We start from the raw sequence: 25,307 nt of genomic DNA, 5'->3' as shown, positions 1-25,307 counted from the left end.
GTTATGAGTACCACCGGAATTGAACTGAATACCCGCCGCCGCTGGCTGGCCGAGGCGGTCGAGCTGATCTCGTCGATGCGTTTCGCGATCAGCCTGCTCACCATTATCTCGATCGCCTCCGTCATCGGCACCGTGCTCAAGCAGAACGAGCCGATGCCCAATTACGTGAACCAGTTCGGGCCGTTCTGGTTCGAGATCTTCGGCAAGCTCGGCCTGTACAACGTCTACTCGAGCTGGTGGTTCCTGGTGATCCTGGTGGTCCTGATCGTCTCGACCGCCCTGTGCGTGGTGCGCAATACGCCCAAGATGCTGCGCGATATGCGCAGCTGGCGCGAGAACGTGCGGGTCGAGTCGCTGCGCAATTTCCACCACAAGGCCGACTGGCAGGCGCCGCTATCGCGCGCGGCACTGGCCGAGCAGAGCGCGCTGCGCCTGCGCCACGCCGGCTACGCCACGAAAATCGTCGACAAGGACGGGGCGGTCCTGGTCTCGGCCAAGAAGGGCGCCGGCAACAAGTTCGGCTATATCTTCGCCCACAGCTCGATCATCGTGATCCTGCTGGGCGGCATGCTGGACTCGGAACTCCCGGTACGCGCTCAACAATGGTTCTTTGGCAAGACGCCGTTCACCGGCAGCGGCGTGATCGCCGACATCCCGGCCCAGCACCGCCTGGGCACGGGCAACCCTAGCTTTCGCGGCAATACCGCGATCGCCGAGGGCCAGACCAGCCACACCGCGATCCTGAACCAGCCATCTGGCGTGCTGGTGCAGGAATTGCCGTTCGGGATCGAGCTCAAGAAATTCCACATCGAGTTCTATTCGACCGGCATGCCCAAGCTGTTCGCCAGCGACGTCGTGGTGCACGACCTGGAAAACGGCCACAAATTCGAATCGACCATCAAGGTCAACCACCCGCTGATCTACAAGGGCATCGCCGTTTACCAGTCGAGCTTTGACGATGGCGGCAGCAAGCTCAAGTTGACCGGTTTCCCGATGACGGGAGCGCGCGCCAGCAGCTTCGCGATCGAGGGCGTGGTCAACGGTGAAACCGAACTGAAATTCGGCAAGGACACCTATTCGGTCGAGTGGTCGGGTTTCCGTCCCTTCAACGTCGAGAACATCGCCCAGGGCAACGATGCGCGCGCGGTGAGCAAGAATACCGGCTTCAATGCGCAATTGTCGGCCACCCTGGGCAAGGCCTCGGGCGCGGCGGCCGACCTGGACGCCGACAAGGACTTGAAGAACGTCGGCCCCAGCGTGCAATACAAGCTGCGCGACCATACCGGCCAGGCGCGCGAATACATGAACTACATGCAGCCGCTGACCCTCGACGGGGCGCAGGTCTACCTGGCCGGCGTGCGCTCGAATCCATCCGAGAACTTCAGCTTCCTGCGCATCCCGGTGGACGAGCGCCACGGCGTGGGCGACTGGATGCGCCTGCGCGCGGCCTTGTCCGATCCAGCCTTGCGCGCCGAAGCCGCCGCCCGCTACGCCGGCCGCGCACTGGGCGCGCAGCAGGGCGAGGGCGGTGCGCTGGCCGGCCAATTGAAGGATTCGGCGGCGCGCACGCTCGATATCTTCTCTGGCAGCAATGGCCGAGGCGGCTTCATCGGCGTGGCCCGTTTCTTGGAGCAAATTCCCCAGGCCGAACAGGAGAAGGCCGCCGGCATCTTCATGAAGATGCTCAACGGCGCATTATGGGAGTTGTGGCAGGTGGCGCGCGAAAAGCATGGCGACGCCGCGGCCGAGCCGCTCGAAGCCAACGGCCGCTTCCTGCAACTGGCCACCAATGCCTTGTCGGACAGTTTCCTGTATGGCGCGCCGGTGTATTTGCAGCTGGACGAATTCGTCGAGGTAAAAGCCTCAGTGCTTCAGATGACTCGCTCGCCGGGCAAGAATGTGGTCTACTTCGGCTGCCTGCTACTGACCCTGGGCGTGTTCGCGATGTTTTATATCCGCGAACGGCGCGTCTGGATCTGGATTCGTGACGTAGATGGTGGTGCCGAGGCCCTGATGGCGATGAGCACCCAGCGCAAGACGCTCGATTTCGAGCGCGAATACGAAGACTTGTCGGTCAAGCTGCCGCAACCGGCGTAAGCTGGCGACGATCTGGAGGAAATGATGGAATTGTCCCAAACCAAAACCGGCGCTGCGGCGCGCTCGACCGATCAATACCAGGAAAAGGTCGGCTACTTCCGGCGCCTGACCGTGGGCGACTGGCTGTACGCCCTGGCCCTGTGCGCGGCGGCCCTGTATGCCCAGCTGCAGTACGGCCACTTCATGGACATCTATGAAGAGGTGATCCTGATCTGTACCGCCCCGGTGTTCGCACTGCTGGGCTGGTACTGGAAGCCGATGCGCTGGCTGGTGCCGCTGGTCGGCGTGGTCTCGCTGGCCGCGATCTCGATGTACAACGGCAACCTGGCGGCAGCCGAGCAGAAGTTCTTCCTGAAATACATGCTGTCGAGCGGCTCGGCCATCCTGTGGATGAGCGCGCTGTTCATGTTCTCGACCGTGTTCTACTGGGTCGGCCTGTTCAGCCGCGGCAAGTTCGGCGGCGGCGTCGGCGCCAACCTGTGCTGGGCCGCGGTCGTGATCGGCTCGGTCGGCATGATGGTGCGCTGGTACGAGAGCTACCTGATCGGGCCGGACGTCGGCCACATTCCGGTGTCGAACCTGTACGAAGTGTTCATCCTGTTCGCGATCATCACCGCGCTGTTCCACCTGTACTACGAAGAACACTACGCCACCCGCCAGCTGGGCCCGTTCGTGATGCTGATCATCGCCGCCGCGGTCGCCTTCCTGCTGTGGTACACGGTGTCGCGCGACGCCGCCCAGATCCAGCCGCTGGTCCCGGCGCTGCAGAGCTGGTGGATGAAGATCCACGTGCCGGCCAACTTCATCGGCTACGGCACCTTCGCCCTGGCGGCGATGGTGGGCAGCGCCTACCTGCTCAAGTCGCACGGCATCCTGGCCGACCGCCTGCCGCCGCTCGAGGTGCTCGACGACGTGATGTACAAGTCGATCTCGGTCGGGTTCGCGTTCTTTACCGTCGCCACCATCCTGGGCGCCCTGTGGGCGGCCGAAGCTTGGGGCGGCTACTGGTCTTGGGATCCGAAAGAAACCTGGGCCCTCATCGTCTGGCTCAACTACGCGGCCTGGCTGCACATGCGCCTGATGACCGGCCTGCGCGGCCGCGTGGCGGCCTGGTGGGCGCTGGTGGGCTTGCTGGTGACCACCTTCGCCTTCCTGGGCGTGAATATGTTCCTGTCGGGCTTGCACTCCTACGGCGAGCTGTAAGGCTGTGTGGGCGGCCTAACGCAGGCTTAAGGGAACTTCGTGTAATGTGAAGACTCTTAAGCTCGCGGGGCCTGCCATGCTGTTCAAACGTCATCCCAACGGACTCGATCTTCCGTTTCCGTCCGAAATCACGCCGCAAGAGGTCTATACCGGGCGGCGCCAATTCATCGCCCGCATGGCGGCCACGGTGGCAGTCGGCAGTGGCGTGTGGGAAATGGCCAACCGCGAAGCCTTGGCCCAGACCGCCGGCCAGAAACTGGCGGCGCGCGCCAACGTGGCCCTGTCGACCGACGAGAAGCAGACCCCGTTCAAGGACGCCGCCGGCTACAACAACTTCTATGAATTCGGCCTCGACAAGGGCGACCCGGCCGAGAATGCGCACACCCTGGTCACGCGGCCGTGGACCGTGCGCATCGAGGGCGAAGTCAAGAAACCGCTCACGCTCGATATCGATAGCCTGCTCAAGCTGGCGCCGCTCGAAGAGCGCATCTACCGCTTGCGCTGCGTCGAAGGCTGGTCGATGGTCATTCCCTGGGTTGGCTATTCGCTGTCGAACCTGCTCAAGCAGGTCGAGCCGACCGGCAACGCCAAGTTCGTCGAATTCACCACCCTGGCCGACCGCAAGCAGATGCCCGGCCTGCGTAGCGGCGTGCTCGACTGGCCCTATGTCGAGGGCTTGCGCATCGACGAAGCCATGCATCCCCTCACCCTGCTCACGATGGGCATGTATGGCCAGGTGCTGCCCAACCAGAACGGCGCACCGGTGCGCCTGATCGTGCCCTGGAAATACGGTTTCAAATCGGCCAAGTCGATCGTTCGGATCCGCCTGGTGTCGCGCCAGCCGCGCACCGCCTGGAACGATTCGGCGCCGCGCGAATACGGTTTTTATTCGAATGTGAACCCGAACGTCGACCATCCGCGCTGGTCGCAGGCGAGCGAGCGCCGCATCGGCGAGACCGGCCTGTTCCAGCCGAAGAAAAAAACCCTGATGTTCAACGGCTACGACCAGGTCGCGTCGCTGTACACCGGCATGGACCTGAAGCGCTATTACTGATGGCCTTGCAGTTGTCGAACACCCAGCTCAAGTGGCTCAAGGTCGCCGTCTTCGTGCTGGCGCTGCTGCCCTTCGCGCGCCTGGTGTGGGGCACGGCCAGCGGCGCCTTCACCGATCCGGTGGCCGAAATCACCGGCATCAGCGGCGAGTGGGCCTTGTACTTCCTGTGCATCACGCTGGCGGTCACGCCGCTGCGGCGCCTCTCGGGCTGGAACTGGCTGGTGAAATTGCGGCGCATGGTCGGGCTGTTCACCTTCTTCTATGCGTTCGTGCACTTCGTCGCCTTCCTGTGGTTCGACCATTTCTTCGACGTGGGGGAGATGCTGGCCGACGTGGTGAAACGGCCGTTCATCCTGGTCGGTTTCATTGCTTTCGTGCTCCTGATCCCGCTCGCGGCGACGTCGACCAACGCCATGATCAAGCGCCTGGGCGGCAAGCGCTGGCAGTGGCTGCACCGGCTGATCTACGCGATCGGGCCGCTGGCGATCCTGCATTACTGGTGGATGAAAGAGGGCAAGAGCGACTTCGCGCAGCCGATCCTGTTCGGCGCCATCGTGGCCACCTTGCTGGCGCTGCGCGTGTTCTGGCACTTCAGGCGCAAACCGCAGGCAGTACGCGCCTGAAAATGAACAGGCCCGCATCGCGCGGGCCTGTGTTTATTGGATCATCGTCTCGAGCGCGAACACCTCGGCCGGCGTTTCGCGCCGCCGTACCAGGTGAGTCACATCGCCATCGACGATCACCTCGGCCGCCCGGCCACGGGTATTGTAGTTCGACGCCATCGTCATGCCATAGGCGCCGGCCGTCATGATGGCCAGCAGGTCGCCCGGCGCGAGCGCCAGTTCACGCTCGCGCGCCAGCCAGTCACCCGACTCGCACACCGGGCCGACGATATCCCACACCAGTTTTTCGCCATCGCGTGGCACCACCGCCTGCACGCCCATCCAGGCCTGGTACAGGGTCGGACGCATCAAGTCGTTCATGGCGGCGTCGACGATGCAGAAGTTCTTTTCACTGCCCGGCTTCAAGAACTCGGTTTTGGTCAACAGCACGCCGGCGTTGGCCACGATCGAGCGGCCCGGCTCGAAGATCACCTTGACCGCCTGGCCGCCATGTTTCTCGGCGCGCCAGGCGTCGATGCGCTTGAACAGGCGACCCAGGTAGTCGCCCACCGGCACTGGCGGCTTGTCGCCGGCCACGCCGTAGTCGACGCCGATGCCGCCGCCGATGTCGAGGTGGTGCAGGTGGATGCCCTCGGCATGCAGGGTGTCGATCAGTTCGATCAGCTTGTCGAGCGCCTCGAGCAGCGGAGCGTCGTCCAGCAGTTGCGAACCGATATGGCAGTCGATGCCGACCACGTCCAGGTTGGGCAGGGAAGCCGCAGCGCGGTAGGTGTCGAGCGCATCGTCGAAGGCCACGCCGAACTTGTTGGCTTTCAGGCCAGTTGCGATATACGGGTGGGTCTTGGCGTCCACGTTCGGGTTCACGCGCAGCGAGACCGGGGCGCGCATGCCGAGCTTGGCGGCGACGTCATTGAGCCGGTGCAGCTCGGGGATCGATTCGACGTTGAAGCACAAAATGCCTTTTTCCAGGGCCAGCTGCATCTCTTCGACGGTCTTGCCGACGCCCGAGAAAATGGTCTTGCCCGGATCGCCGCCGGCGGCGATCACGCGCAGCAGTTCGCCGCCCGAGACGATGTCGAAGCCCGCCCCCTGGCGCGCCAGCAGGTCGAGCACGGCCAGGTTCGAGTTGGCCTTCATCGCGTAGCAGACCAGGGCGTCGCGGCCCTGGCAGGCGTCGTGGTAGGCGCTGAAGTTCTCGAGCAGGGCGGCCTTCGAGTAGACGTAGGTCGGCGTGCCGAATTGTTCCGCGATGGCGGACAGCGAAACGTTCTCGGCGTGCAGGACGCCGTCTTTGTGCGAGAAATGTGACATCAGCGGTGCGGTGCGGGCGTGGAGGTGTTGTTCGAAGGGACGGGCTGGAGGGGCTGTTCGACCGGCACCGGCGCAGGCCGGTTTGGCGGCGTCGGCATGTACAGGTCGCCGGTCTGGCCGCAGCCGGACAGGGCGCAGGCAAGCAAAACGGCGCCCGGGAAAAGCGCGAGAGAGGACTTCACGATTAGAATCACGGTTTGATTAGCGAATTTTGGAGTGTAGCATGACCGAAACCGAATTTTTGGACCTTGCCGACCTGACCCTCAAGCAGATCGAGGAAGCCTTCGACCGCCTCAACGACGAGGACGTGATCGATGTCGAATGCAAGCGTAGCGGCAACGTGCTCGAGATCGAGTTCATCGACAACGGCTCCAAGATCATCGTCAACAGCCAGGCGCCGCTGCAAGAGATGTGGGTGGCGGCGCGTTCGGGTGGCTTCCACTACAAGCGCGTGGGCGACCAGTGGCGCAATACGCGCGATGACAGCGAGTTCTTCGCGTCGCTGTCGAAGTATGCGGGTGAGCAGGGCGGGGCGGCGGTGTCGCTGACCTGACGGGGCAATCCCCCCAAATCACAAAGGCGGCCATTGGCCGCCTTTGTCGTTGATCACTACCCGGATCAGAACAACTCGTTCCTCACCGCATCGCGCTCTTTCTGCTGCTCGGGCGCCGGTGGCGGCCCCACGTCGAGCGCCTCGACCCCGCTGCCCGGCGGCGTCTCGGCATAGTAGTAATCCGCGCCATATTGCACCAGCCCGGCCGGCACCTCGCGCTCGACATTCGGCTCGCCCTTGAGCGCCTTTTGCATGTAGCCGATCCAGATCGGCAGCGCCAGGCCGCCGCCGGTCTCGCGCGCGCCCAGGTTGCGCGGCTTGTCGTAGCCCATCCAGGCGATGCCCACCACCTTCGGCTGGTAGCCGGCGAACCAGGCGTCGATCGAATCGTTGGTGGTACCGGTCTTGCCGGCCAGGTCGGTGCGCTTGAGCGCCATCGCCTTGGCCGCGGTGCCGTAGCGCACCACGTCCTTGAGCATGCTGTCCATCAGGAAGGCGTTGCGGGCGTCGATCACGCGATTGGCCTCGTCGCCGGCGCGCGCTGGACGCGCCTCGGACAGCACCTTGCCGTCGCTGTCGGTGACCTTCGAGATCAGGTAGGGGCTGATGCGGTAGCCGCCGTTGGCGAATACCGCATAGGCGCCGGCCATCTGCAGCGGGGTGGTGGCGCCGGCGCCCAGGGCCAGCGTCAGGTAGGCCGGATTACGTTCCGGCTCGAAGCCGAAGCGGGCCGCGTATTCCTGGCCGTAGCGCGCGCCGATCTTGTTCAGGATGCGGATCGAGATCATGTTCTTCGACTGGGTCAGGCCACGGCGCATGGTCATCGGGCCGTCGTACTTGTTGTCGTAGTTCTTCGGCTCCCACGCCTGGCCGCCGGTCTGGCCGGCGTCGAAGCTGATCGGGGCGTCGTTGACGATGGTCGCCGGCGACAGGCCGCGCTCGAGCGAGGCCGAATAGATGAACGGCTTGAACGAGGAACCCGGCTGGCGCCAGGCCTGGGTCACGTGGTTGAACTTGTTGCGGTTGAAGTCGAAGCCGCCGACCAGGGCGCGGATCGAGCCGTCCTCGGTATTGGCCGCCACGAACGCCGATTCGACCTCGGGCATCTGCGTGATCAGCCACTTCGATTCGTCGTCCTGCATCACGCGGATCACGGCGCCGCGGCGCACGCGGCGGTTGGGGGCCGCCTTGTCGGACAGCCAGGCGCGCGCGAAGGCCAGGCCCTGGCCCGAAATGGTGATCGTGTCGCCCGAGGCGATGGTCGCCTGGACCTGGGTGCTGGACGCCTGCAGGACCACGGCGGCGATGATGTTGTCGCTGTCCGGATGCTCGGCCAGTTCGGCCTCGATCGCCTCGTCGGCTTCGCCCTTGGCGCCCGGGATCTCGATGAACGATTCCGGGCCGCGGTACGGACGGCGGCGCTCGTAGTCCATCACGCCGCGGCGCAGGGCCAGGTAGGCGGCGTCCTGGTCGGCCTTGGTGATGGTGGTAAACACGTTCAGGCCGCGGGTATAGGTGTCTTCCTTGAACTGCTCGTACACCAGCTGGCGCGCCATCTCGGCCACGTATTCGGCGTGCACGCCGAAGGCGGTGCTGTCGGTCTTGATCTTGAGCGGTTCTTCCTTCGCCTGGGCGAACTGGGCGTCGTTGATATAGCCGAGCTGGTGCATGCGCTGCAGGATGTATTGCTGGCGCGTTTTGGCGCGGGTCGGGTTGACCACCGGATTGTAGGCCGACGGCGCCTTGGGCAGTCCGGCCAGCATGGCCGCTTCGGCCACGGTGATGTCGCGCAAGTCCTTGCCGAAATAGATCTGGGCCGCCGACTGGAAGCCGAAGGCGCGCTGGCCCAGGTAGATCTGGTTCATGTACAGCTCGAGGATCTGGTCCTTGGACAGGTTCTTTTCGATCTTCCAGGCCAGCATGGCCTCGTAGGCCTTGCGCTTGAAGGTCTGCTCCGACGACAGGAAGAAATTGCGCGCGACCTGTTGCGTGATGGTCGAGGCGCCCTGGCGCGCGCCGCCGGTGGCGTTGCGGAAGGCGGCGCGCAGGATGCCCAGGTAGTCGATGCCGCTGTGCTCGTAGAAGCGGTCATCCTCGATCGACAGCACGGCCTTCTTCATGACGTCCGGGATGTCCTTGAAGTGGACCAGGGTGCGGCGCTCCTCGCCGAACTCGCCGATCAGGACGTTATCGGCTGTAAAGATACGCAGCGGCATCTTGGGCCGGTAATCGGTGATCGTGTCCAGTGCCGGCAGGTTCGGGTAGGCCATGGCCAGGGCGAACACGAGCACCAGCACACCGATGGCGCCCAGGCCGAACAGGCCGGCAACGGCCATCAATACCAGGCGCCTGGGGCTGAACTTCGAGGAAGAAGAGGAGGCTGCTTGTTTCTCTTTCATGCTGACTTTCGCTTTGTTGATCCGCCTCATTATAAGGCAGCGGTTTGGTGCCCGATACTGGCCGGGGCTTAACTGAACTCAAGGGCAATATTGGCCTGGCAATGAAAACGCCAAAGTGTGGCGCGCACGCCCCGGAATAGGGTGTTTCAGTGCAGAAATTTCTTGTCCCTAGTCATCCTTTGTTGCTACGATCCTTGGCGGTGCTGCACGTAAGTACCGGATTTATAAAGAAAAGTTATAAGAAGTAAATAGCTGTTTTATTTACGACAACACCCGAATTCGGGGATATGCAAGCTCATTCTGTCCAAAAGACAGCCAAGGGAGTGGTGTGGTGATCAATCTGGGTGCCTTGTTCGGTAAAGCGAGTCCGCCAATGGTCGGGCTCGACATCAGCACGTCCGGCGTCCGCCTGGTCGAGTTGGCCGATGCGGGCAAGGGGATCGTGCGCCTGGAGCGCTACACCACCGAGACACTGCCGCGCGGCGCCGTGGTGGATGGCAATATCGAAAACATGGACCAGGTCGCCGATGCGGTGCGCCGGGTCTGGAAGAAAAGCGGCACCCGCGCCCGTCATGTGGCGCTCGGCATGCCGCCCGCCGCCGTGATCACCAAGAAGATCATCCTGCCGGCCGGCTTGTCGGAAGACCAGCTCGAGGTGCAGGTCGAGTCCGAGGCCAGCCAGTATATCCCGTTCGCGCTCGACGAGGTCAGCCTCGACTTCGACGTGATCGGCCCGGCCCCCAGCTCGATCGACGACATGGAAGTGATGCTGGCCGCCGCGCGCCGCGAAAAAGTCGAGGACCGGGTCGCGATCGCCGAAGCGGCCGGCCTGACGGCCACCGTGATGGACATCGAATCCTATGCCGCGCGCAGCGCGCTCGAACACGCCGCGCTGCCGCGCCAGGACCAGATCGTGGCCCTGTTCCAGATCGGCGCCCATGCCACCCATGTGTCCGTGGTGCTCAATGGCGAAGCGGTCTACGAGCGCGAGCAGCCGTTCGGCGGCAATACGCTGTCCCAGGACATCGTGCGCGCCTACGGCATGGCCTTCGAGGAAGCCGAAACGCGCAAGAAGGCGGGCGACTTGCCCGAGAACTACCGCGCCGACATCCTGGCGCCCTTCCTGGAAAGCGCGGCGCTGGAGATCACGCGCGCCATCCAGTTCTTCTATACCTCGACCCCGTACACCCGGATCGACCAGCTGTACCTGGCCGGCGGCTGCGCGCTGCTGCCGGGAATTGCCGACATCGTGGCCGGCCGCACCCGTCTGCCGGTCAGCCTCGCGGCGCCGTTCGAGGGCATGCAGCTTGGCGCCGGCGTGCGCGAGCACCAGTTGCGCCAGGACGGCCCGGCCTACCTGGTCGCCTGCGGCCTGGCGCTGCGGAGGTTCGGCTGATGATCCGGATTAACCTGCTGCCTCACCGCGAGGCCAAGCGCAAGCAGAAGCAGAGCGCCTTCATCGCCCTGCTGGCGCTGGGCGGCCTGGTGGGCGCGGCCATCGTGCTGCTGGTGGGCGCCTATAACGCCAGCCAGGTCTCGGTGCAGAACCAGCGCAACGAGGTACTGAAAAAGGCCAGCGCGGAGCTGGACAAGCAGATCAGCGACATCACCAACCTGAAGGAAGAAATCGCCGCCCTGCAGGCGCGCCAGCAGGCGGTCGAGGACCTGCAGGGCGACCGCAACCAGCCGGTCCACCTGCTCGACGAGCTGGTGCGCCAGACGCCGGACGGCGTGCACCTGAAGTCGGTCAAGCAGAGCGGCCAGCGCGTGATCCTGAACGGTAACGCGCAGTCGCAGGAAAGGGTGGCCGAAATGCTGCGCAACCTGACGGGCGGTTCGGAATGGCTGGAAAGCCCGGACCTGACCGAAGTGCGCGCCGTGGCCGTTACCCAGGGCAAGACCACGCGCCAGGTGGTCGATTTCACGCTCGCGGTATCGATCAAGCGCGTGCGCCCGGCTGACGCGCAAGAGGACGCCCTGGACGGCGGCAAGCCGGCCAAGTCGGCGTCCAGGCGCGCGGCGGAGAAGTCATGAACATCGATCTCAAAGACCTTGGCGCCCGGCTGGCCGCGCAGTTCCAGGATTTGCAGGGCCGCCAGCCCGGCCAGTGGCCGCTCGCGCCGCGCCTGTTGTGCGCGATCGGCGTGACCGTCCTGGTGGTGGGCCTGGGCTACTATTTTTACTGGAGCGACCAGTTCGCGGCCCAGGAACGCGGCGCGCGCGAGGAAGTCAAGCTGCGCGAGGAATACCAGACCAAGATGGCGCAGGCGATCAACCTCGAAGCGCTCAAGGCGCAAAAGGCGCAGGTCGACCAGTACGTGGTGCGCCTGGAGAAGCAGTTGCCGAGCAAGTCCGAGATGTACTCGCTGCTGTCGGACATCAACCAGTCGGGCGTCGGCCGCGGCCTGCAGTTCGAGCTGTTCAAGCCGGGCCAGGAAGTGGTGCGCGACTATTACGCCGAGCTGCCGATCGATATCAAGGTCACTGGCCGCTACCACGACATGGGGGCGTTCGCCGCCGACATGGCCAACCTGCCGCGCATCGTCACCCTCAACAACCTGACCCTGCAGACCGCCAAGGACGGCAGCCTCGGGATGCAGGCGGTGGCCAAGACCTTCCGCTATCTCGACCAGGAAGAACTGGCGTCCCAGCGCGAAGCGCGCGCGGCCGAGAAGAAGAAGGGCGCCAAGGGCAAGGGATCGGCCAAGACCAAGGCCAAGGCCAAGAGCGGAGGCAAGAAATGATGCGCACGCGATTGACTGTGCGACTCGGCGTCATGCTGCTGGCCAGTGGCCTGCTGGCCGCCTGCGGCGACGGCGGCGTGGGCCAGACCCGGGCCTGGATGAAGCAGATCGAAAAGCAGACGGTGCCGAAGGTCAAGCCGCTGCCGGAACCGAAGACCTTCGAGCCCTATGGCTACGACGCGCGCGAGGCGCCGGATCCTTTCGATCCGACCAAGCTGCTCGGCGAGCTGGGACGCATGGCGCAGGCCAGCGGCAACGCCAACCAGCCCGACCTGGAGCGGCCCAAGGAATTGCTCGAGAACTTCCCGCTCGACACGATGCGGATGGTGGGCACGATCGAGAAGGGCGGCGTCAAGTACGCCCTGCTGCAGGTCGAGCGCACGCTGTACCGGGTACGGCCCGGGCAGCGGATAGGACAGAACTACGGACGCATCACGCGCATCAGCGAGGGCGCCGTCGAGATCAGGGAATCGATGCAGGACGCCACTGGCGACTGGGTGGAGCGGATGGCCCACATCGAGCTGCAGCACAACAAGGAGAGCAGTAAATGAGCCCCAACGTCAAGATTCGCTTCGCCCCGCCGCCATGGCTGGTGCGCACCGCGGCCGCACTCATGGTCATGCTGTGCGCCGGCGCCGCCCTGGCCCAGGGCAATGCGATCGAGTCGATCACGGCCAACCAGCAGGGCAGCAACGTGGTGATCAACGTGACCATGCGCGAGACGCCGGCGCGCGCGCCGATCGGTTTCGCGATCACCAACCCGGCCCGCATCGCGCTCGACTTCGGCGCCACCGCCAACGCCACCGGCAAGTCGGCCCACGAGCTGAATCTGGGCGACGTGCGCAGCCTGAACGTGGTGCAGGCCGGCGAGCGCACCCGCCTGGTGCTGAACCTGGCGCGCGCCCTGAACTACGCCACCGCGATCGACGGCAAGTCGGTGATCGTGACGGTCGAAGGCAGCGGCGGCGTGGCGCGCGCACTCGATGCCGGCGGCATGCCGGCCGCCGCCAGGGCCGCGCCAGTGGCCGCTACCCCAGCGGCGCGTCCGCAGCTGCGCGACCTCGATTTCCGGCGTGGCGCCAATGGCGCCGGCCGCATCGTGGTCGACCTGCCGGCCAACCAGGTGGCGGTCGACGTGCGCCAGACCGCCAGCGGCGTGATCGTCGACTTCCGCGGCGCGCGCCTGCCCGAAGCGCTGCGCCGGCGCCTGGACGTGACCGATTTCGGCACTCCCGTCACCCGCGTCTCGACCGTGGCCCAGGGCGACGACGTGCGCATGACGGTCGACGCCCAGGGCAACTGGGAACAGTCGGTATTCCAGAGCGATACCCAGCTGGTGGTCGAGGTGCGCAAGGTCGAGGAAGACCCGAACCGCAACAGCACCGGCTCGCGCGACAATCCGCAGGGCTACCGCGGCGAGAAGCTCAGTTTCGACTTCCAGGACGTCGAGGTGCGCGCCGCGCTGCAGGCGGTGGCCGACATCTCGGGCCTGAACATCGTGGCCAGCGATTCGGTGTCCGGTTCGCTGACCCTGCGCCTGAAGGACGTGCCATGGGACCAGGCGCTGGACGTGATCCTGACCGCCAAGGGCCTTGACATGCGCAAGAACGGCACCGTGATCTGGATCGCACCCAAGGAAGAGCTGCTGACCAAGGAAAAGCTCGAACTCGAGCAGCGCGCCCAGATCGCCGAACTCGAGCCGCTGCGCTCCGAGATCTTCCAGCTCAATTACCAGAAGGCCGAATCGTTCCGCAATGTGTTCGGCCTCGATTCCGGCGGCGCGACCGCCAGCGGCGACGCGGGCGGGCGCAACCGCGTGCTGTCCAAGCGCGGCAGCGCGATCATCGATCCGCGCACCAACCAGCTGTTCGTGACCGATATCGCATCGAAGATCGAGGATATCCGCAAGCTGATCCAGAAAACCGACATCGCCTCCAAGCAGGTGCTGATCGAGGCGCGCCTGGTCGAGGCCAATGACGGCTTCTCGCGCAACCTGGGCGCCAAGCTGGGCTTCGCCGACCTGCGCACCCTGCGCGGCGGCGACTCCGGCTGGCAGGTCAAGGGCAACGAGCGGGTCGCCATCGGCGGCAACCTGACCGGCGTCGGCCAGGTCACCGGCCAGACCCCGGACGAAGGCGACGGCTATACCAACACCACCATGGTCAACCTGCCGGCCGCCGGCATCGGCGGCATCCCGGCCTCGTCGCTGGCGTTCTCGCTGTTCTCGTCGGCCGCCAACCGCTTCCTGAATCTGGAGCTGTCGGCGCTGGAAGCGGACGGCAAGGGCAAGATCATCTCGAGCCCGCGCGTGGTCACCGAGGACAAGCAGATCGCCGTGATCGAGCAGGGTGTCGAGCTGCCTTACGAACAGGCCACCAGCAGCGGCGCCACCTCGATCGCGTTCAAGAAGGCCAACCTGCGGCTGGAAGTGACGCCCCAGATCACCCCGGACGGCAACGTGGTGCTGGAGGTGGACGTCAACAAGGATTCGAAGGGCGAGGAAACCCGCGCCGGCTTTGCGATCAACACCCAGCACGTGAAAACCAAGGTGATGGTCGAGAACGGCGGCACCGTGGTGCTGGGCGGGATCTACCAGCAGACCGAGCGCAACAACGTGACCAAGGTGCCGCTGCTGGGCGACGTCCCGCTGCTGGGCTACCTGTTCAAGACCACTGGCCGCGAAAGCACCAAGACCGAGCTGCTGGTGTTCATCACCCCCAAGATCGTGAACGAGAACGTGGCGGGCACGCGTTAAACCAGATTCGACAACAAACGATAACAATATGAACAACCAGCACATCAAGTACGGCAGCCTGGCGCTGCTACTGGCCGCGACGCTTTCCGCCTGCGGCGGCGGCGGCGGCAATCCGGGTACCCCGACCGGCACCGGCGGCACCGGCAACGGCGGCACCGGCACCACGCCGGTGACCCCGGCCACCCCGAGCGTCGGCGTCAGCCTGGTCAATGCGGCGGGCAACACCAGCACGGCGCTCAGCGGCGCCACTCCGCTGGCGGTGCGCGCCCTGGTGCTCGACGCCAACAAGCAGCCGGTACCGAATGCGCTGGTGACCTTCACCACCGACGCCGAGCTGGCCGTGTTCACGCCGGGCGCCGCCACCGCCCTGACCGACGCCAGCGGCGTGGCCAGCATCACCATGCGCGTGGCCAGCCTGGCCGCCGGCGGCGCCGGCACCGTCACCGCCAGCGCCAGCGTGGCCGGCAGCGCCGTCACCAGCACCGCCAATTACTCGGTCAACGCCACCGCCCTGACCTTCAGCGCGCTGCGCCTGGAGCCGGCCAGCATCAATGCCTACGATTCGTCGCGGATCGCGGTCGACCTGCTGGCCAACGGCGCCAAGTACAGCGGCCAGGTCAACGTCAACTTCAGTTCGGCCTGCGTCGCCGCCGGCAAGGCCACCCTGGCCGCCGTCGTGGCCACCAATAATGGCACCGCCGAGACGGTCTACCGCGACCAGGGTTGCGGCAATACCGACACCATCACCGTCACCGCCGACGGCGTCACCACCCCGGCCACCGGGTCGCTGGTGATCGCCCAGCCGAGCGCCTCGTCGGTGCAATTCGTCGAAGCGCTGCCGACCGACAAGTCGATCGTGATCCGCGGCCAGGGCGGCATCAACCGCACCGAGACCGCGACCCTGCGCTTCAGGGTATTCGACCTGTTCAACCGTCCGCTGGCCAACAAGCAGGTCAATTTCGCCGTCATGCCGGCCGGCCTGGTCAACCTGAACAAGGCGACCGACCGCACCGACCAGAACGGCGAAGTCATCACCACCGTCAATTCGGGCACGGTGCCGACCACCTTCCGCGTGCAAGCGGTGCTGCCCGGTACCGCCGCCGGCAACAAGCCGGACATCTCGACCACCTCGGACACGATCGTCGTGACCACCGGCCTGCCGGTGCAGCGCGCCTTCTCGCTGTCGGTCACCCAGGGCAATGTGGATGGCTGGCGCTACGACAGCGGCACCACCACCCCTGCCGCCACCGTCAATGTGCTGCTGGCCGACGCCTTCGGCAACCCGGTCCCGGACGGCACGCCGATCGTGTTCCAGACCAATATGGGCGCCATCGGTTCGTCGGACAAGGGCGGCTGCACCACCGTCAACGGCGGCTGCTCGGTGCCGTTCCGCACCCAGTTGCCGCGCGTGGCGCTGCCGAACCTGCCTGCCACCCCGTGCAATACCGGTCCCGGCTCGAGCGCGGACACCACCCGCGCCGGCGTGGCGACGATCTGCGCCAGCACCACCGATGGCGTCAATACCCAGTTCGCCAGTACCACGATCACCTTCAGCGACGACATCGTGGCGCGGGTCTATGTGAATGGCGCGACCGCCCCGAGCAACCTGTCCGCGCCGATCAGCCTGGGCAGCGCCAGCGCCAACGCGTCGAAGGTCTTCACCCTGCAACTGACCGATCTGAACGGCAACCCGCTGCCGGCGGGCACCACGATCGCCGTGACCGGCGCGGTCAACGCCAGCGGCGTCGAGGTCACCCCGGAGACCGTGCCGAGCATCTTCGCCACCGGCGGCAACGGTCCCCAGGGCTCGAGCCACAGCATCACCGTGGCCGCCACCGGCGACAAGCCGTGCACCGTGGGCAGCGTGGCCAACTTCAGCGTGCGCGCCACCACGCCGCGCGGCCAGATCACCTCGATCCCGTTCACGCTGAACTTCACGTGCCCATAAGCGATCCGTAAAACTGGTGGATCGACAGGCGGCCAGTCTATACTGGCCGTCTTTTCATTTGAGCGGGTCCGGTAGTGCGACATCCCAAGAACGACAATATTTTCCTTGTTGGCCTGATGGGGGCAGGGAAGACCACGATTGGTCGCTTGCTTGCGCGCAAGTTGAATCGCCGCTTCGTCGATTCCGACCACGAGATCGAGGCGCGCACCGGCGCCACCATTCCGTGGATCTTCGAGATCGAGGGCGAGGGCTGCTTCCGGCGCCGCGAAGCGGACGTGATCCGCGACCTCACCAGCCAGCAGGGCCTGGTGCTGGCCACCGGCGGCGGCGCCGTCCTGAATCCGCACAGCCGCGCCTACCTGGCCGAGCGCGGCACCGTGATCTACCTGCGCGCCTCGATCGGCAGCATCCTGCAGCGCACCGCCCACGACAAGAACCGCCCGCTGCTGCAGACGGCCGACCCGCGCGCCAAGCTCGAGGCGCTGTGGGCCGAGCGCGATCCGCTGTACCGCGAGATTGCGGACCTGGTCATCGACACCGGCCGACCTAACGTACAATCGATGGTACAAACCATATTGGACCAGCTGGCGGCGCAAGAGAACGCACGCGCGCGCCGGCATGCAAGGACATCGATGAACGAACAGGCACAGATCACCCTCAACCTCGAACTCGGCGAGCGCAGCTACCCGATCGCGATCGGCCCCGGCCTGCTGGACGACGCCGCGCTCCTGGCGCGCCACATCGGCGGCAACAAGGTCGCCATCGTCACCAACACCACCGTGGCCCCGCTATACCTGGCCAAGGTGGCCGGCCACCTGCGCGCCGCCGGGCGCGACGTGCTCGAGATCGTCCTGCCGGACGGCGAAGAGCACAAGAACTGGCAGTCGCTCAACCTGGTATACGACGCGCTGCTGCAGCACAAATGCGACCGCAAGACCACCCTGGTGGCGCTGGGCGGCGGCGTGATCGGCGACCTGACCGGCTTTGCCGCCTCGAGCTATATGCGCGGCGTGCCCTTCGTGCAGATCCCGACCACCCTGCTGGCCCAGGTCGATTCCTCGGTGGGCGGCAAGACCGGCATCAACCATCCGCTGGGCAAGAACATGATCGGCGCCTTCTACCAGCCGCGCGCCGTGATCGCCGACACCGCCACCCTCGACACCTTGCCGGCGCGCGAGCTGTCGGCCGGCCTGGCCGAAGTCATCAAGCATGGCGCCATCCTCGACGCCGCCTTCTTCGACTGGATCGAGGCGAACATTGGCGCCTTGATGGCGCGCGAGCCGCAAGCCATCGCGCACGCGATCGCGCGTTCCTGCGAGATCAAGTCCGAGGTGGTGCGCAAGGACGAGCGCGAAGGCGGCCTGCGCGCGGTGCTCAACTTCGGCCACACCTTCGGCCATGCGATCGAAAACGGCCTGGGCTACGGCGCCTGGCTGCACGGCGAAGCCGTGGGTTGCGGCATGGTGATGGCGGCCGACATGTCGGCGCGCCTGGGCCTGATCGAGCCGGCCAGCGTGGAGCGCGTGCGCGCGCTGGTGCGCGCGGCCGGCCTGCCGGCCGTGGCCCCGGACCTGGGCGAGGCGCGCTGGATCGAACTGATGGAAGTCGACAAGAAGAACGAGGGTGGGGAAATCCGCTTCATTCTCCTCAAACCGCTCGGCAGCCCGTCGATCGCGAGCGCGCCGCTGGACGTGCTGCGCTCGACCCTGGCCGCGTGCAGCGCATGACGAACGCCACGCGCAGCTTCGACGCCGGCCTGGCGCCCTACGCCGCGCACTCGTCGCAGTCGCGCGGCCGCACCCACGCCGAACCGGGCCCGGGGTCGCGCAGCGAATACCAGCGCGACCGCGACCGCATCATCCACTCGACCGCCTTCCGCCGGCTCGAGTACAAGACCCAGGTCTTCATCAACCACGAGGGCGACCTGTTCCGTACCCGCCTGACGCACAGCATCGAGGTGGCGCAGATCGGCCGCACCCTGGCGCGCAGCCTTGGCCTGAACGAAGACCTGGTCGAGGCCACCGCGCTGGCGCACGACCTGGGCCACACGCCGTTCGGCCACGTCGGCCAGGACGTGCTCAACGATTGCATGAAGGATTTCGGCGGCTTCGAGCACAATCTGCAAAGCCTGCGCGTGGTCGACCACCTCGAAGAACACTACGGCGCCTTCGATGGCCTGAACCTGACCTTCGAGACGCGCGAGGGCATCCTCAAGCACTGCTCGCTGAACAATGCGCGCCAGCTGGGCGCGCTCGGACAACGCTTCATCGAGCGCAGCCAGCCGAGCCTGGAAGCGCAGCTGACCAACCTGGCCGACGAGATCGCGTACAACAACCACGATATCGACGACGGCCTGCGTTCGGGCCTGCTCACCATGGAGCAGATGCAAGAGGTCGAGCTGTTCGCCCGCCTGCGCAGGCAAGTCGAACAGCAATACCCCGGCCTGCAGGGACGGCGCGCGCTGTACGAGACGATCCGCCTGATGATCACGGCCATGACGGCCGACCTGGTCGAGACCTCGCGCCAGCGGCTGCTGGACGCCGGCGTGAACAGCATCGACGACGTGCGCGCCGCGCCACCCCTGATCCGCTTCTCGGACACCATGCGCGCCGAGACCACCGCCCTCAAGCGCTTCCTGTACGCCAACCTGTACCGCCACTTCCAGGTCAACCGCATGCGGGTCAAGGCGAGCCGCATCGTGCGCGAGCTGTTCGGGGCCTTCCTGGAAGATCCGGTGCTGCTGCCAAACGACTACCAGGTCGAGGGCGATCCGATGAAGCAGGCGCGCAAGATCGCCGACTACATCGCCGGCATGACCGACCGCTACGCCATCCGCGAGCATCGGCGCATCTTCTCGCTCGACCATTTCTGATCCGGGGCCGCCATGGACCGGATCGACGCGCTGCGCCTGCTGCTCGACGTCTCGGCCACCGGCAGCTTTTCCGGGGTGGCGCGCCAGCGTAACGTCGCCACCTCGACCGTCACGCTGGCGGTCGACCAGCTGGAGCAGGAATTCGGCGTCACCCTGTTGAAGCGCTCGACCCGGCGCCTGGCGCTGACCCACGAAGGCCAGCAACTGGTGGCCGACGCGCGCCGCATCGTGCTCGAGTGGGACGGCCTGCTGGCCGGCCTGAAGCAGGATGGGCCGCTGTCCGGCCCGATCCGCATCAGCGCCACCAACGACTTCGGCCGCCAGCAGCTGCGCCCCTTGCTGGACGCCTTCCAGGCAAGTCACCCGGGCCTGCGCCTGACCCTGTCGTTGAGCGACAGCACGGTCGACCTGATCCACGACAACGTCGACCTGGCCCTGCGCAGCGGCCCCTTGCCCGACTCCGGCCTGCATGCGCGCCTGCTGGTGCGCGGCGAACGCCTGGTATGCGCCGCGCCGCAGTACTGGGAAAGGGCGGGGACGCCCCTGCATCCGGGCCAGCTGGCCGGCCATAACTGCCTGGTGCTGGCGCGCCCCGATGCGCCGCTGGCGGCCTGGAATTTCGTCGATGGCGGCGCGCCGCTCAGCGTCAAGGTGGCGGGCGACCGCCAGGCCAGCGACGGCGAGGTGCTGCGCACCTGGGCGCTCGAGGGCGTGGGCGTGACCTTCAAGAACCGCTGGGACGTGCAGGCCGACCTCGATGCCGGCCGCCTGGTGCGCGCGCTGGAAGGATTCTCGGCCGGCCCGGTCGACCTGTATGCGGTGTTCGCGGCCAGCCCGCCCAGCCGGCGCGTGGCGGCGCTGGTGGACTACCTGGCGACGGCGCTCGCCGACTAAGGTTGACTAACGTCGAATCTCGAAAGGTGATTTGTCCTTTGGCCGATGTTTCGGCCGGCCGCACGGGTCTACCATGGTCCTTCTCACCAAACTGGAAGGAACCATCATGCACATCGATTTGACCGGCAAGACCGCCATCGTGACCGGCTCGACCCGCGGCATCGGCTATGCCATCGCGGCCGGGCTGGCGCGTACCGGCGCCACGGTGGTGATCACCGGCCGCGCGCAGGAGCAGGTCGAGCGCGCCCTGGGTCTGCTGCGCGCCGCCGTCCCCGGCGCCCTGGTACGCGGCGTCGCCGCCGACCTGGGCACCGCCGCCGGTGTCGCGGCGCTGCAGGCGGCCGAGCCGCAGGCCGATATCCTGGTCAACAATGTCGGCATCTTCAATCCGCAACCGTTCGCCGAGATCCCTGACGAAGAATGGACCCGTTTCTTCGAGATCAACGTGATGTCCGGCGTGCGCGCCAGCCGCGCCTATCTGCCGGGCATGCAGGCCAGGGACTGGGGCCGGATCGTGTTCATTTCGTCCGAGTCGGCGCTGAACATCCCGGCCGACATGATCCACTACGGTTTTACCAAGACCAGCAACCTGGCCATCTCGCGCGGCCTGGCCAAGAGCCTGGCCGGCACCGGCATTACCGTCAACGCGGTGCTGCCCGGACCCACCTTGTCCGAAGGCGTGCAGCAGATGGTCGCGCCAGGCGGCGACCAGGCCAGCGCGCTGGCGGCGGCCAACGCTTTCGTCAGGGAGCATCGCAGTTCGTCGATCATCCAGCGCGTGGCCACGCCCGACGAAGTGGCGAACATGGTGGTGTATGTGTGCTCGCAGCAGGCCTCGGCCACTACCGGCGCGGCGCTGCGGGTCGATGGCGGGACGGTCGATACGATCGCCTGAGACCGTATTAGCCGAAGAGATTGGGTTGTGCCAGGTCCAGCAACAGCTTCTTGACCGGCGCCGGCAGCGGCGCCTTGCCAATCTCGTCCAGTTTCCACCAGACGTGACTGGATGGCAGCGGAGCACGCGCCGCCAGCGTTACCGCGAACGGTGCGATATGCAGCTTGTAGTGGGTGAACACATGCACCAGGGGGCTCAATGGCCGCACTTCGTCGAGCGTCCCGAAGACGCCGGCCGCCGCAGCCACGTCCGAGGTACAGACCGGGTCCGCATCGGCGTCCAGCGCCACGTGCCCGTCCACTTCCGGCAGCGACAGCAGCCCGCCCCAGATGCCGGTCTGCGGCCGCTGTTCCAGCAACACTTCACCACCATCGATCACGACCAGCATGGCGGTGCGCTTCTCCGGCGTCGCTTTCTTCGGTTTGCGCACCGGCAGTTCGGCCGTGCGGCCGGTGGCGAAGGCCACGCAGCGCGCCTGCAGCGGGCAGCGGCCGCAGTCGGGACGCGAACGGGTGCACAGGGTAGCGCCCAGGTCCATCAGACCCTGGGTATACGACTCGATGGCGCCCGGGTTGCCGGCCACCTCGGGCAGCAAGGCGTCGGCGCGGCGCCACAGCGCATCCTCGACCGGCTTGATGCCCGGATAGGCGTCGATCCCGAACACGCGCGCGAACACGCGCTTGACGTTGCCGTCCAGAATGGCGGCGCGCACGCCGCCCGAGAACGCGGCGATCGCCGCCGCGGTCGAGCGGCCGATGCCGGGCAGGTCGGCCAGCAGCGCCGGGTCGCTCGGGAACACGCCATCGTAGTCCTGCACCACGCGGCGGGCCGCGGCGTGCAGATTGCGCGCGCGGGTGTAGTAACCCAGGCCGCTCCAGTGCGCCATGACGTCTTCCGATGGCGCCTCGGCCAGCGCGTGCACGGTCGGGAAGCGTTCCAGGAAGCGCGCGTAATAGCCCAGCACCGCGGCCACCTGGGTCTGCTGCAGCATGATCTCGGACAGCCAGACGCGGTAGGCATCGGTGGTGTTTTGCCAGGGCAGGGTGTGGCGGCCATGGCTGCGCTGCCAGTCGATCACGGCCTGCGAGAAGGTGGGATCGGCCAGCTGGTCAAACTCGGTGAGGCGTTTCATGCGGTGTCTTTTAGCGGGCGCTAGGCCGCGAGAGTGGTGGTGACGCCGGCCGCGATGGCGGCCAGGCGCAGGCGCGTGGTTTCCAGCTCGGCCTGGCCGTGCTCGAAGGCGCCGATTCTTTGCTCCAGGCTGTCGCTGGCGTCATGGATGCGCTGGACCGTGGCCTGGCGCTGGCGCAGGTTGTCGCGGTGCTGGCGGATCAGCGCTTCGAGCGGTGCATTGGCCACCTTCAGCCAGGCCTCGGTATCGGCATTGGCGGCGCGGTACACGCGCCGCACGCGCGAGGCGATCGAATCGAAGAAACGCTCGAGCAGGGTCGCGCGGCTGGTCATGAGCAAGGTGGCGGTGCCGAACTGGCGCACGAACAGCGCTTCGATGGCGTCGATCTCGTCGCCATGGCGCGCCAGCGACAAGGTTTGCGGCGGCGCCATCGACAGGCCGTGTTCGGCCGCGAACTTGCGCTGCATGGCGTCGAGCATCGCCTTGATCTCGTCGACCTTGGCGCATGCTTCGTCAAGGGCGGCGCGCGCGCCGGCGAAGTAGTTGCGCACCGGTGCGCGCATGCCGGTGGCGAAGCGGCTGGCCGCCATCGCGGCGCGCACCGTCTCGGTCCTGTCCTGCAGGGCATCCATGCCGATCAGGGTATACAGCTCGGTCGACAGGCGCGTAAACACGGCGCGCGTGCCCTGCAGCTTGAACAGGCCGGCGTCGAATTCCTTTTTTTCGGCCTCGACCCGGCGCACCATGTGGGCGATCATGGCCTGGTTCTTGCCACGCAGGCTGCGCAGTTCCTGCAACTGCTCGACCAGCTCGCGCAGGCGCGCCGCCACCAGCACCTGCTGGCCGGCCGCCAGCAGCTCGAGGTCGGCGCGTAGCTGGCGCGCATTGATGTCGCGCCGGGCCGGGATCAGGTGGTGGAACAGGGCCGACTCAAGCAGCCCGAGCCGGCTGCGCTCGAACAAGTCCATGTCGCCGCCGATGCGGCCGACCAGCGCCTTGTGGGCCGAGACCGGATACACCTGGCCGGCGTCCAGTCCGAGCAGGCGCGCGACGTCGTGCTGCTGGCGCGCGATCTCGGCATTGACGGCGCCCGGGGTCTTGAGCTCGTCCCACATGGTGTCGATCTTGTTCAGTACCGCCAGCCGTCCCGGCCCGGCGCCGATATGGGTGCGCCAGACATCGATGTCGCTGCGCGTCACGCCGGTGTCGGCGGCCAGCACGAACAGCACCGCGTGCGCGTTCGGGATCAGGTTCAGCGTCAGTTCCGGCTCGGTGCCGATCGCGTTCAGGCCCGGCGTGTCGAGGATCACCAGGCCTTGCTTGAGCAGCGGGTGCGGCAGGTTGATGATGGCGTGGCGCCAGCGTGGGATCTGAATCGTGCCGTCCACATCGAGACTGTCGGCCAGGTCGGGGTCTTGCGGGTCGAACAGGCCGTAGCGTTCGGCCTCGGCGGTCGCCACCTGGCGCGTCTGGCTGACCTGGCGCAGCGTCTCGTGCATGGCGGCCGGGTCGTCCAGATCGAGCGGCAGCACGGTCCAGGCGCCGGGCTCGTCGCGATAGTCTCCGGTGGACAGCTGGCCGGCGCGGGTCTCGATCGGCAGCAGGCGCACGCACGGCGGCAGTTGCGCATCCCACAGCAGTTCGGTCGGGCACATGGTGGTGCGGCCGGCGCTCGAGGGCAGGATGCGCTGGCCGTAATCGGCGAAGAACAGGGCGTTGATCAGCTCGGTTTTGCCGCGCGAGAATTCGGCCACGAAGGCGACCGACAGCCGGTCGTCGCGCAGGCGTCCGAGGGCGCGCGCCAGTACCTGTTCGCCGGCGGCGTCGATCAGCCCGGCGTCGCGCAGGGCATTGCCATAGCCTTCCAGGCTGGCGGCGACAGCCGTGCGCCACGTTCCATACTGTTGTAGATCCTGCATCGTTTCAGCCCCTGGTCGTCTAGCGCTGGCACTGCGCGCAATAGAAGGTGGAGCGCTGGCCCTGCTTGATCTGGCGCACCGGCGTTTCGCACTGGCGGCAAGGCACGCCAGCACGATCATAGACGAAATATGTCTGCTGGAAATATCCAGACTGCCCATTTACAGCAATAAAGTCACGCAGGGTACTGCCGCCCTGGACGATGGCGGCGGCCAGGATGTCGCGGATCGCTGCGGCCAGCCGGTCGTAGCGCGCACGGCTGATGCGCGAGGCCGCCGTCTTCGGGCTGATCCCGGCCCGGAACAGGCTTTCGCAGGCGTAGATATTGCCGACGCCTACCACGATGTCGCCGGCCAGCAGCACCTGCTTGATCGGTGCGCTGCGCCGGCGCGTCATGCGGTGCAGCAGGGCGCCGTCGAACCCTTCGCCGAGCGGTTCCACGCCCAGGCCGCGCAGCAGGATGTGTTGGTCGAGCTCGCCATCTTCGCTGGCATGCCACAGCACGGCGCCGAAGCGGCGCGGGTCGTGCAGGCGCAGCACTTGTACGCCATCGGGGCCATTGACGACCAGGTCGAAGTGGTCGTGCTTGCGCGGCTCGATACCTGGCGGCAGCACGCGCAGGTGGCCGGACATGCCGAGGTGGATGATCAGGGTGCCGTGCTCGAAGTGGATCAGCAAATATTTGCCGCGCCGGCCGGTGGCCAGGATGCGGCGGCCAGCCAGCAGCGCGGACAGGCCGGGCGGGAAGGGCCAGCGCAGGCCATCGCGGCGGCACACGACCTGTTCGACCACGCGGCCTTCGATATGGGGCGCGACACCGCGCCGGGTGACTTCTACTTCTGGTAGTTCAGGCATGGGAAAGGGAGATCGTGTAAAGTCGGGTAGCCGCCGCTACGGGCAGTCCCAGCTC

21 protein-coding genes are annotated in these 25,307 nt (G+C 66.4%); 15 read left to right on the top strand and 6 right to left on the bottom strand.

Features of this window, described 5'->3' with window-relative positions:
• Positions 1-3 precede the first annotated feature (3 nt).
• From GNT67_RS01410 to msrQ, 4 genes are all read left to right on the top strand, one after another.
• Complete coding sequence (locus GNT67_RS01410; RefSeq protein WP_159627904.1) at positions 4-2,097, top strand: cytochrome c biogenesis protein ResB; 2,094 nt, start codon at positions 4-6, stop codon at positions 2,095-2,097.
• Positions 2,098-2,121: 24 nt separating this feature from the next.
• On the top strand, positions 2,122-3,300 hold the full coding sequence (gene ccsB / locus GNT67_RS01405) for a c-type cytochrome biogenesis protein CcsB (RefSeq protein WP_159627902.1): 1,179 nt from the start codon (positions 2,122-2,124) through the stop codon (positions 3,298-3,300).
• Positions 3,301-3,376: 76 nt separating this feature from the next.
• Positions 3,377-4,354, top strand: coding sequence for a protein-methionine-sulfoxide reductase catalytic subunit MsrP (gene msrP / locus GNT67_RS01400; protein ID WP_159627900.1), 978 nt, complete (start codon positions 3,377-3,379; stop codon positions 4,352-4,354).
• Positions 4,354-4,977 (top strand): protein-methionine-sulfoxide reductase heme-binding subunit MsrQ, encoded by a 624-nt coding sequence (msrQ, locus tag GNT67_RS01395; protein WP_159627898.1) that lies wholly within the window; start codon positions 4,354-4,356, stop codon positions 4,975-4,977. The genes msrP and msrQ overlap by 1 nt, the downstream gene beginning before the upstream one ends.
• Positions 4,978-5,010: 33 nt before the next feature.
• Here the strand turns inward: msrQ and lysA are convergent, their stop codons facing one another.
• Positions 5,011-6,288 (bottom strand): diaminopimelate decarboxylase, encoded by a 1,278-nt coding sequence (lysA, locus tag GNT67_RS01390; RefSeq protein WP_159627896.1) that lies wholly within the window; start codon positions 6,286-6,288, stop codon positions 5,011-5,013.
• Positions 6,288-6,470 carry an LPS translocon maturation chaperone LptM gene (lptM, locus tag GNT67_RS03055; protein ID WP_370659213.1) on the bottom strand — a complete coding sequence of 61 codons (183 nt, stop codon included), beginning with the start codon at positions 6,468-6,470 and terminating at the stop codon, positions 6,288-6,290. Before lptM ends, lysA begins: the two co-directional genes overlap by 1 nt.
• 41 nt (positions 6,471-6,511) lie before the next feature.
• Here lptM and cyaY point away from each other — a divergent pair, with 41 nt between their 5' ends.
• Complete coding sequence (gene cyaY, locus GNT67_RS01380) at positions 6,512-6,841, top strand: iron donor protein CyaY (protein WP_159627892.1); 330 nt, start codon at positions 6,512-6,514, stop codon at positions 6,839-6,841.
• A gap of 65 nt (positions 6,842-6,906) precedes the next feature.
• On the opposite strand, the gene GNT67_RS01375 is transcribed toward cyaY, so the two are convergent.
• Positions 6,907-9,240: a penicillin-binding protein 1A gene (locus GNT67_RS01375; RefSeq protein ID WP_159627890.1), complete on the bottom strand. Its 2,334-nt coding sequence runs from the start codon at positions 9,238-9,240 to the stop codon at positions 6,907-6,909.
• A 331-nt stretch (positions 9,241-9,571) separates the two neighbouring features.
• Here GNT67_RS01375 and GNT67_RS01370 point away from each other — a divergent pair, with 331 nt between their 5' ends.
• The 10 genes from GNT67_RS01370 (at position 9,572) to GNT67_RS01325 (ending at position 21,348) form a co-directional block, all read left to right on the top strand.
• Positions 9,572-10,636 carry a pilus assembly protein PilM gene (locus GNT67_RS01370; protein WP_159628439.1) on the top strand — a complete coding sequence of 355 codons (1,065 nt, stop codon included), beginning with the start codon at positions 9,572-9,574 and terminating at the stop codon, positions 10,634-10,636.
• Complete coding sequence (locus tag GNT67_RS01365) at positions 10,636-11,274, top strand: PilN domain-containing protein (protein WP_159627888.1); 639 nt, start codon at positions 10,636-10,638, stop codon at positions 11,272-11,274. The genes GNT67_RS01370 and GNT67_RS01365 overlap by 1 nt, the downstream gene beginning before the upstream one ends.
• Positions 11,271-11,984, top strand: coding sequence for a type IV pilus inner membrane component PilO (locus GNT67_RS01360; protein ID WP_159627886.1), 714 nt, complete (start codon positions 11,271-11,273; stop codon positions 11,982-11,984). The genes GNT67_RS01365 and GNT67_RS01360 overlap by 4 nt, the downstream gene beginning before the upstream one ends.
• A gap of 17 nt (positions 11,985-12,001) precedes the next feature.
• Positions 12,002-12,535, top strand: coding sequence for a pilus assembly protein PilP (locus GNT67_RS01355; RefSeq protein ID WP_229407907.1), 534 nt, complete (start codon positions 12,002-12,004; stop codon positions 12,533-12,535).
• Positions 12,532-14,739: a type IV pilus secretin PilQ gene (locus GNT67_RS01350; RefSeq protein WP_159627884.1), complete on the top strand. Its 2,208-nt coding sequence runs from the start codon at positions 12,532-12,534 to the stop codon at positions 14,737-14,739. The genes GNT67_RS01355 and GNT67_RS01350 overlap by 4 nt, the downstream gene beginning before the upstream one ends.
• A gap of 28 nt (positions 14,740-14,767) precedes the next feature.
• The gene (locus tag GNT67_RS01345; RefSeq protein WP_159627882.1) at positions 14,768-16,687 is read left to right on the top strand and encodes an Ig-like domain-containing protein; all 1,920 of its coding nucleotides are present in this window, start codon (positions 14,768-14,770) and stop codon (positions 16,685-16,687) included.
• A 116-nt stretch (positions 16,688-16,803) separates the two neighbouring features.
• A complete protein-coding gene (gene aroKB / locus GNT67_RS01340) occupies positions 16,804-18,414 on the top strand; it encodes a bifunctional shikimate kinase/3-dehydroquinate synthase AroKB (protein ID WP_229407874.1) in 1,611 nt (536 codons plus the stop codon).
• The gene (locus GNT67_RS01335; protein WP_159627878.1) at positions 18,411-19,559 is read left to right on the top strand and encodes a deoxyguanosinetriphosphate triphosphohydrolase; all 1,149 of its coding nucleotides are present in this window, start codon (positions 18,411-18,413) and stop codon (positions 19,557-19,559) included. Before aroKB ends, GNT67_RS01335 begins: the two co-directional genes overlap by 4 nt.
• Positions 19,560-19,571: 12 nt before the next feature.
• Positions 19,572-20,453, top strand: a complete 882-nt coding sequence (locus GNT67_RS01330) for a LysR family transcriptional regulator (protein WP_159627876.1) — start codon at positions 19,572-19,574, stop codon at positions 20,451-20,453.
• A gap of 106 nt (positions 20,454-20,559) precedes the next feature.
• The gene (locus tag GNT67_RS01325) at positions 20,560-21,348 is read left to right on the top strand and encodes an SDR family NAD(P)-dependent oxidoreductase (protein WP_159627874.1); all 789 of its coding nucleotides are present in this window, start codon (positions 20,560-20,562) and stop codon (positions 21,346-21,348) included.
• 7 nt (positions 21,349-21,355) lie between these two features.
• On the opposite strand, the gene mutY is transcribed toward GNT67_RS01325, so the two are convergent.
• Genes mutY through mutM form a run of 3 tightly spaced genes read right to left on the bottom strand, consistent with a single transcriptional unit; the run spans position 21,356 to position 25,252 of the window.
• Positions 21,356-22,480, bottom strand: a complete 1,125-nt coding sequence (mutY, locus tag GNT67_RS01320) for an A/G-specific adenine glycosylase (protein WP_159627872.1) — start codon at positions 22,478-22,480, stop codon at positions 21,356-21,358.
• Between the two features lie 20 nt (positions 22,481-22,500).
• Positions 22,501-24,399 (bottom strand): dynamin family protein, encoded by a 1,899-nt coding sequence (locus GNT67_RS01315; RefSeq protein ID WP_159627870.1) that lies wholly within the window; start codon positions 24,397-24,399, stop codon positions 22,501-22,503.
• Positions 24,400-24,418: 19 nt separating this feature from the next.
• Entirely contained in the window at positions 24,419-25,252 is an 834-nt protein-coding gene (gene mutM / locus GNT67_RS01310; protein WP_159627868.1) for a bifunctional DNA-formamidopyrimidine glycosylase/DNA-(apurinic or apyrimidinic site) lyase, read from the bottom strand.
• Positions 25,253-25,307 lie beyond the last annotated feature (55 nt).

This window comes from Massilia puerhi (genome assembly GCF_009861485.1).
The sequence above is the reverse complement of the archived record's forward strand: the minus strand, read 5'-3'. Positions and strand labels throughout refer to the sequence as shown.

Bases quoted from the DNA above. Each gene is read 5' to 3' on its own strand.
- GNT67_RS01410 (WP_159627904.1), top strand. From the start codon at position 4: ATGAGTACCACCGGAATTGAACTGAATACCCGCCGCCGCTGGCTGGCC.
- ccsB (WP_159627902.1), top strand. From the start codon at position 2,122: ATGGAATTGTCCCAAACCAAAACCGGCGCTGCGGCGCGCTCGACCGAT.
- msrP (WP_159627900.1), top strand. From the start codon at position 3,377: ATGCTGTTCAAACGTCATCCCAACGGACTCGATCTTCCGTTTCCGTCC.
- msrQ (WP_159627898.1), top strand. From the start codon at position 4,354: ATGGCCTTGCAGTTGTCGAACACCCAGCTCAAGTGGCTCAAGGTCGCC.
- lysA (WP_159627896.1), bottom strand. From the start codon at position 6,288: ATGTCACATTTCTCGCACAAAGACGGCGTCCTGCACGCCGAGAACGTT.
- cyaY (WP_159627892.1), top strand. From the start codon at position 6,512: ATGACCGAAACCGAATTTTTGGACCTTGCCGACCTGACCCTCAAGCAG.
- GNT67_RS01375 (WP_159627890.1), bottom strand. From the start codon at position 9,240: ATGAAAGAGAAACAAGCAGCCTCCTCTTCTTCCTCGAAGTTCAGCCCC.
- GNT67_RS01365 (WP_159627888.1), top strand. From the start codon at position 10,636: ATGATCCGGATTAACCTGCTGCCTCACCGCGAGGCCAAGCGCAAGCAG.
- GNT67_RS01360 (WP_159627886.1), top strand. From the start codon at position 11,271: ATGAACATCGATCTCAAAGACCTTGGCGCCCGGCTGGCCGCGCAGTTC.
- GNT67_RS01350 (WP_159627884.1), top strand. From the start codon at position 12,532: ATGAGCCCCAACGTCAAGATTCGCTTCGCCCCGCCGCCATGGCTGGTG.
- GNT67_RS01345 (WP_159627882.1), top strand. From the start codon at position 14,768: ATGAACAACCAGCACATCAAGTACGGCAGCCTGGCGCTGCTACTGGCC.
- aroKB (WP_229407874.1), top strand. From the start codon at position 16,804: ATGGGGGCAGGGAAGACCACGATTGGTCGCTTGCTTGCGCGCAAGTTG.
- GNT67_RS01335 (WP_159627878.1), top strand. From the start codon at position 18,411: ATGACGAACGCCACGCGCAGCTTCGACGCCGGCCTGGCGCCCTACGCC.
- GNT67_RS01330 (WP_159627876.1), top strand. From the start codon at position 19,572: ATGGACCGGATCGACGCGCTGCGCCTGCTGCTCGACGTCTCGGCCACC.
- GNT67_RS01325 (WP_159627874.1), top strand. From the start codon at position 20,560: ATGCACATCGATTTGACCGGCAAGACCGCCATCGTGACCGGCTCGACC.
- mutY (WP_159627872.1), bottom strand. From the start codon at position 22,480: ATGAAACGCCTCACCGAGTTTGACCAGCTGGCCGATCCCACCTTCTCG.
- GNT67_RS01315 (WP_159627870.1), bottom strand. From the start codon at position 24,399: ATGCAGGATCTACAACAGTATGGAACGTGGCGCACGGCTGTCGCCGCC.
- mutM (WP_159627868.1), bottom strand. From the start codon at position 25,252: ATGCCTGAACTACCAGAAGTAGAAGTCACCCGGCGCGGTGTCGCGCCC.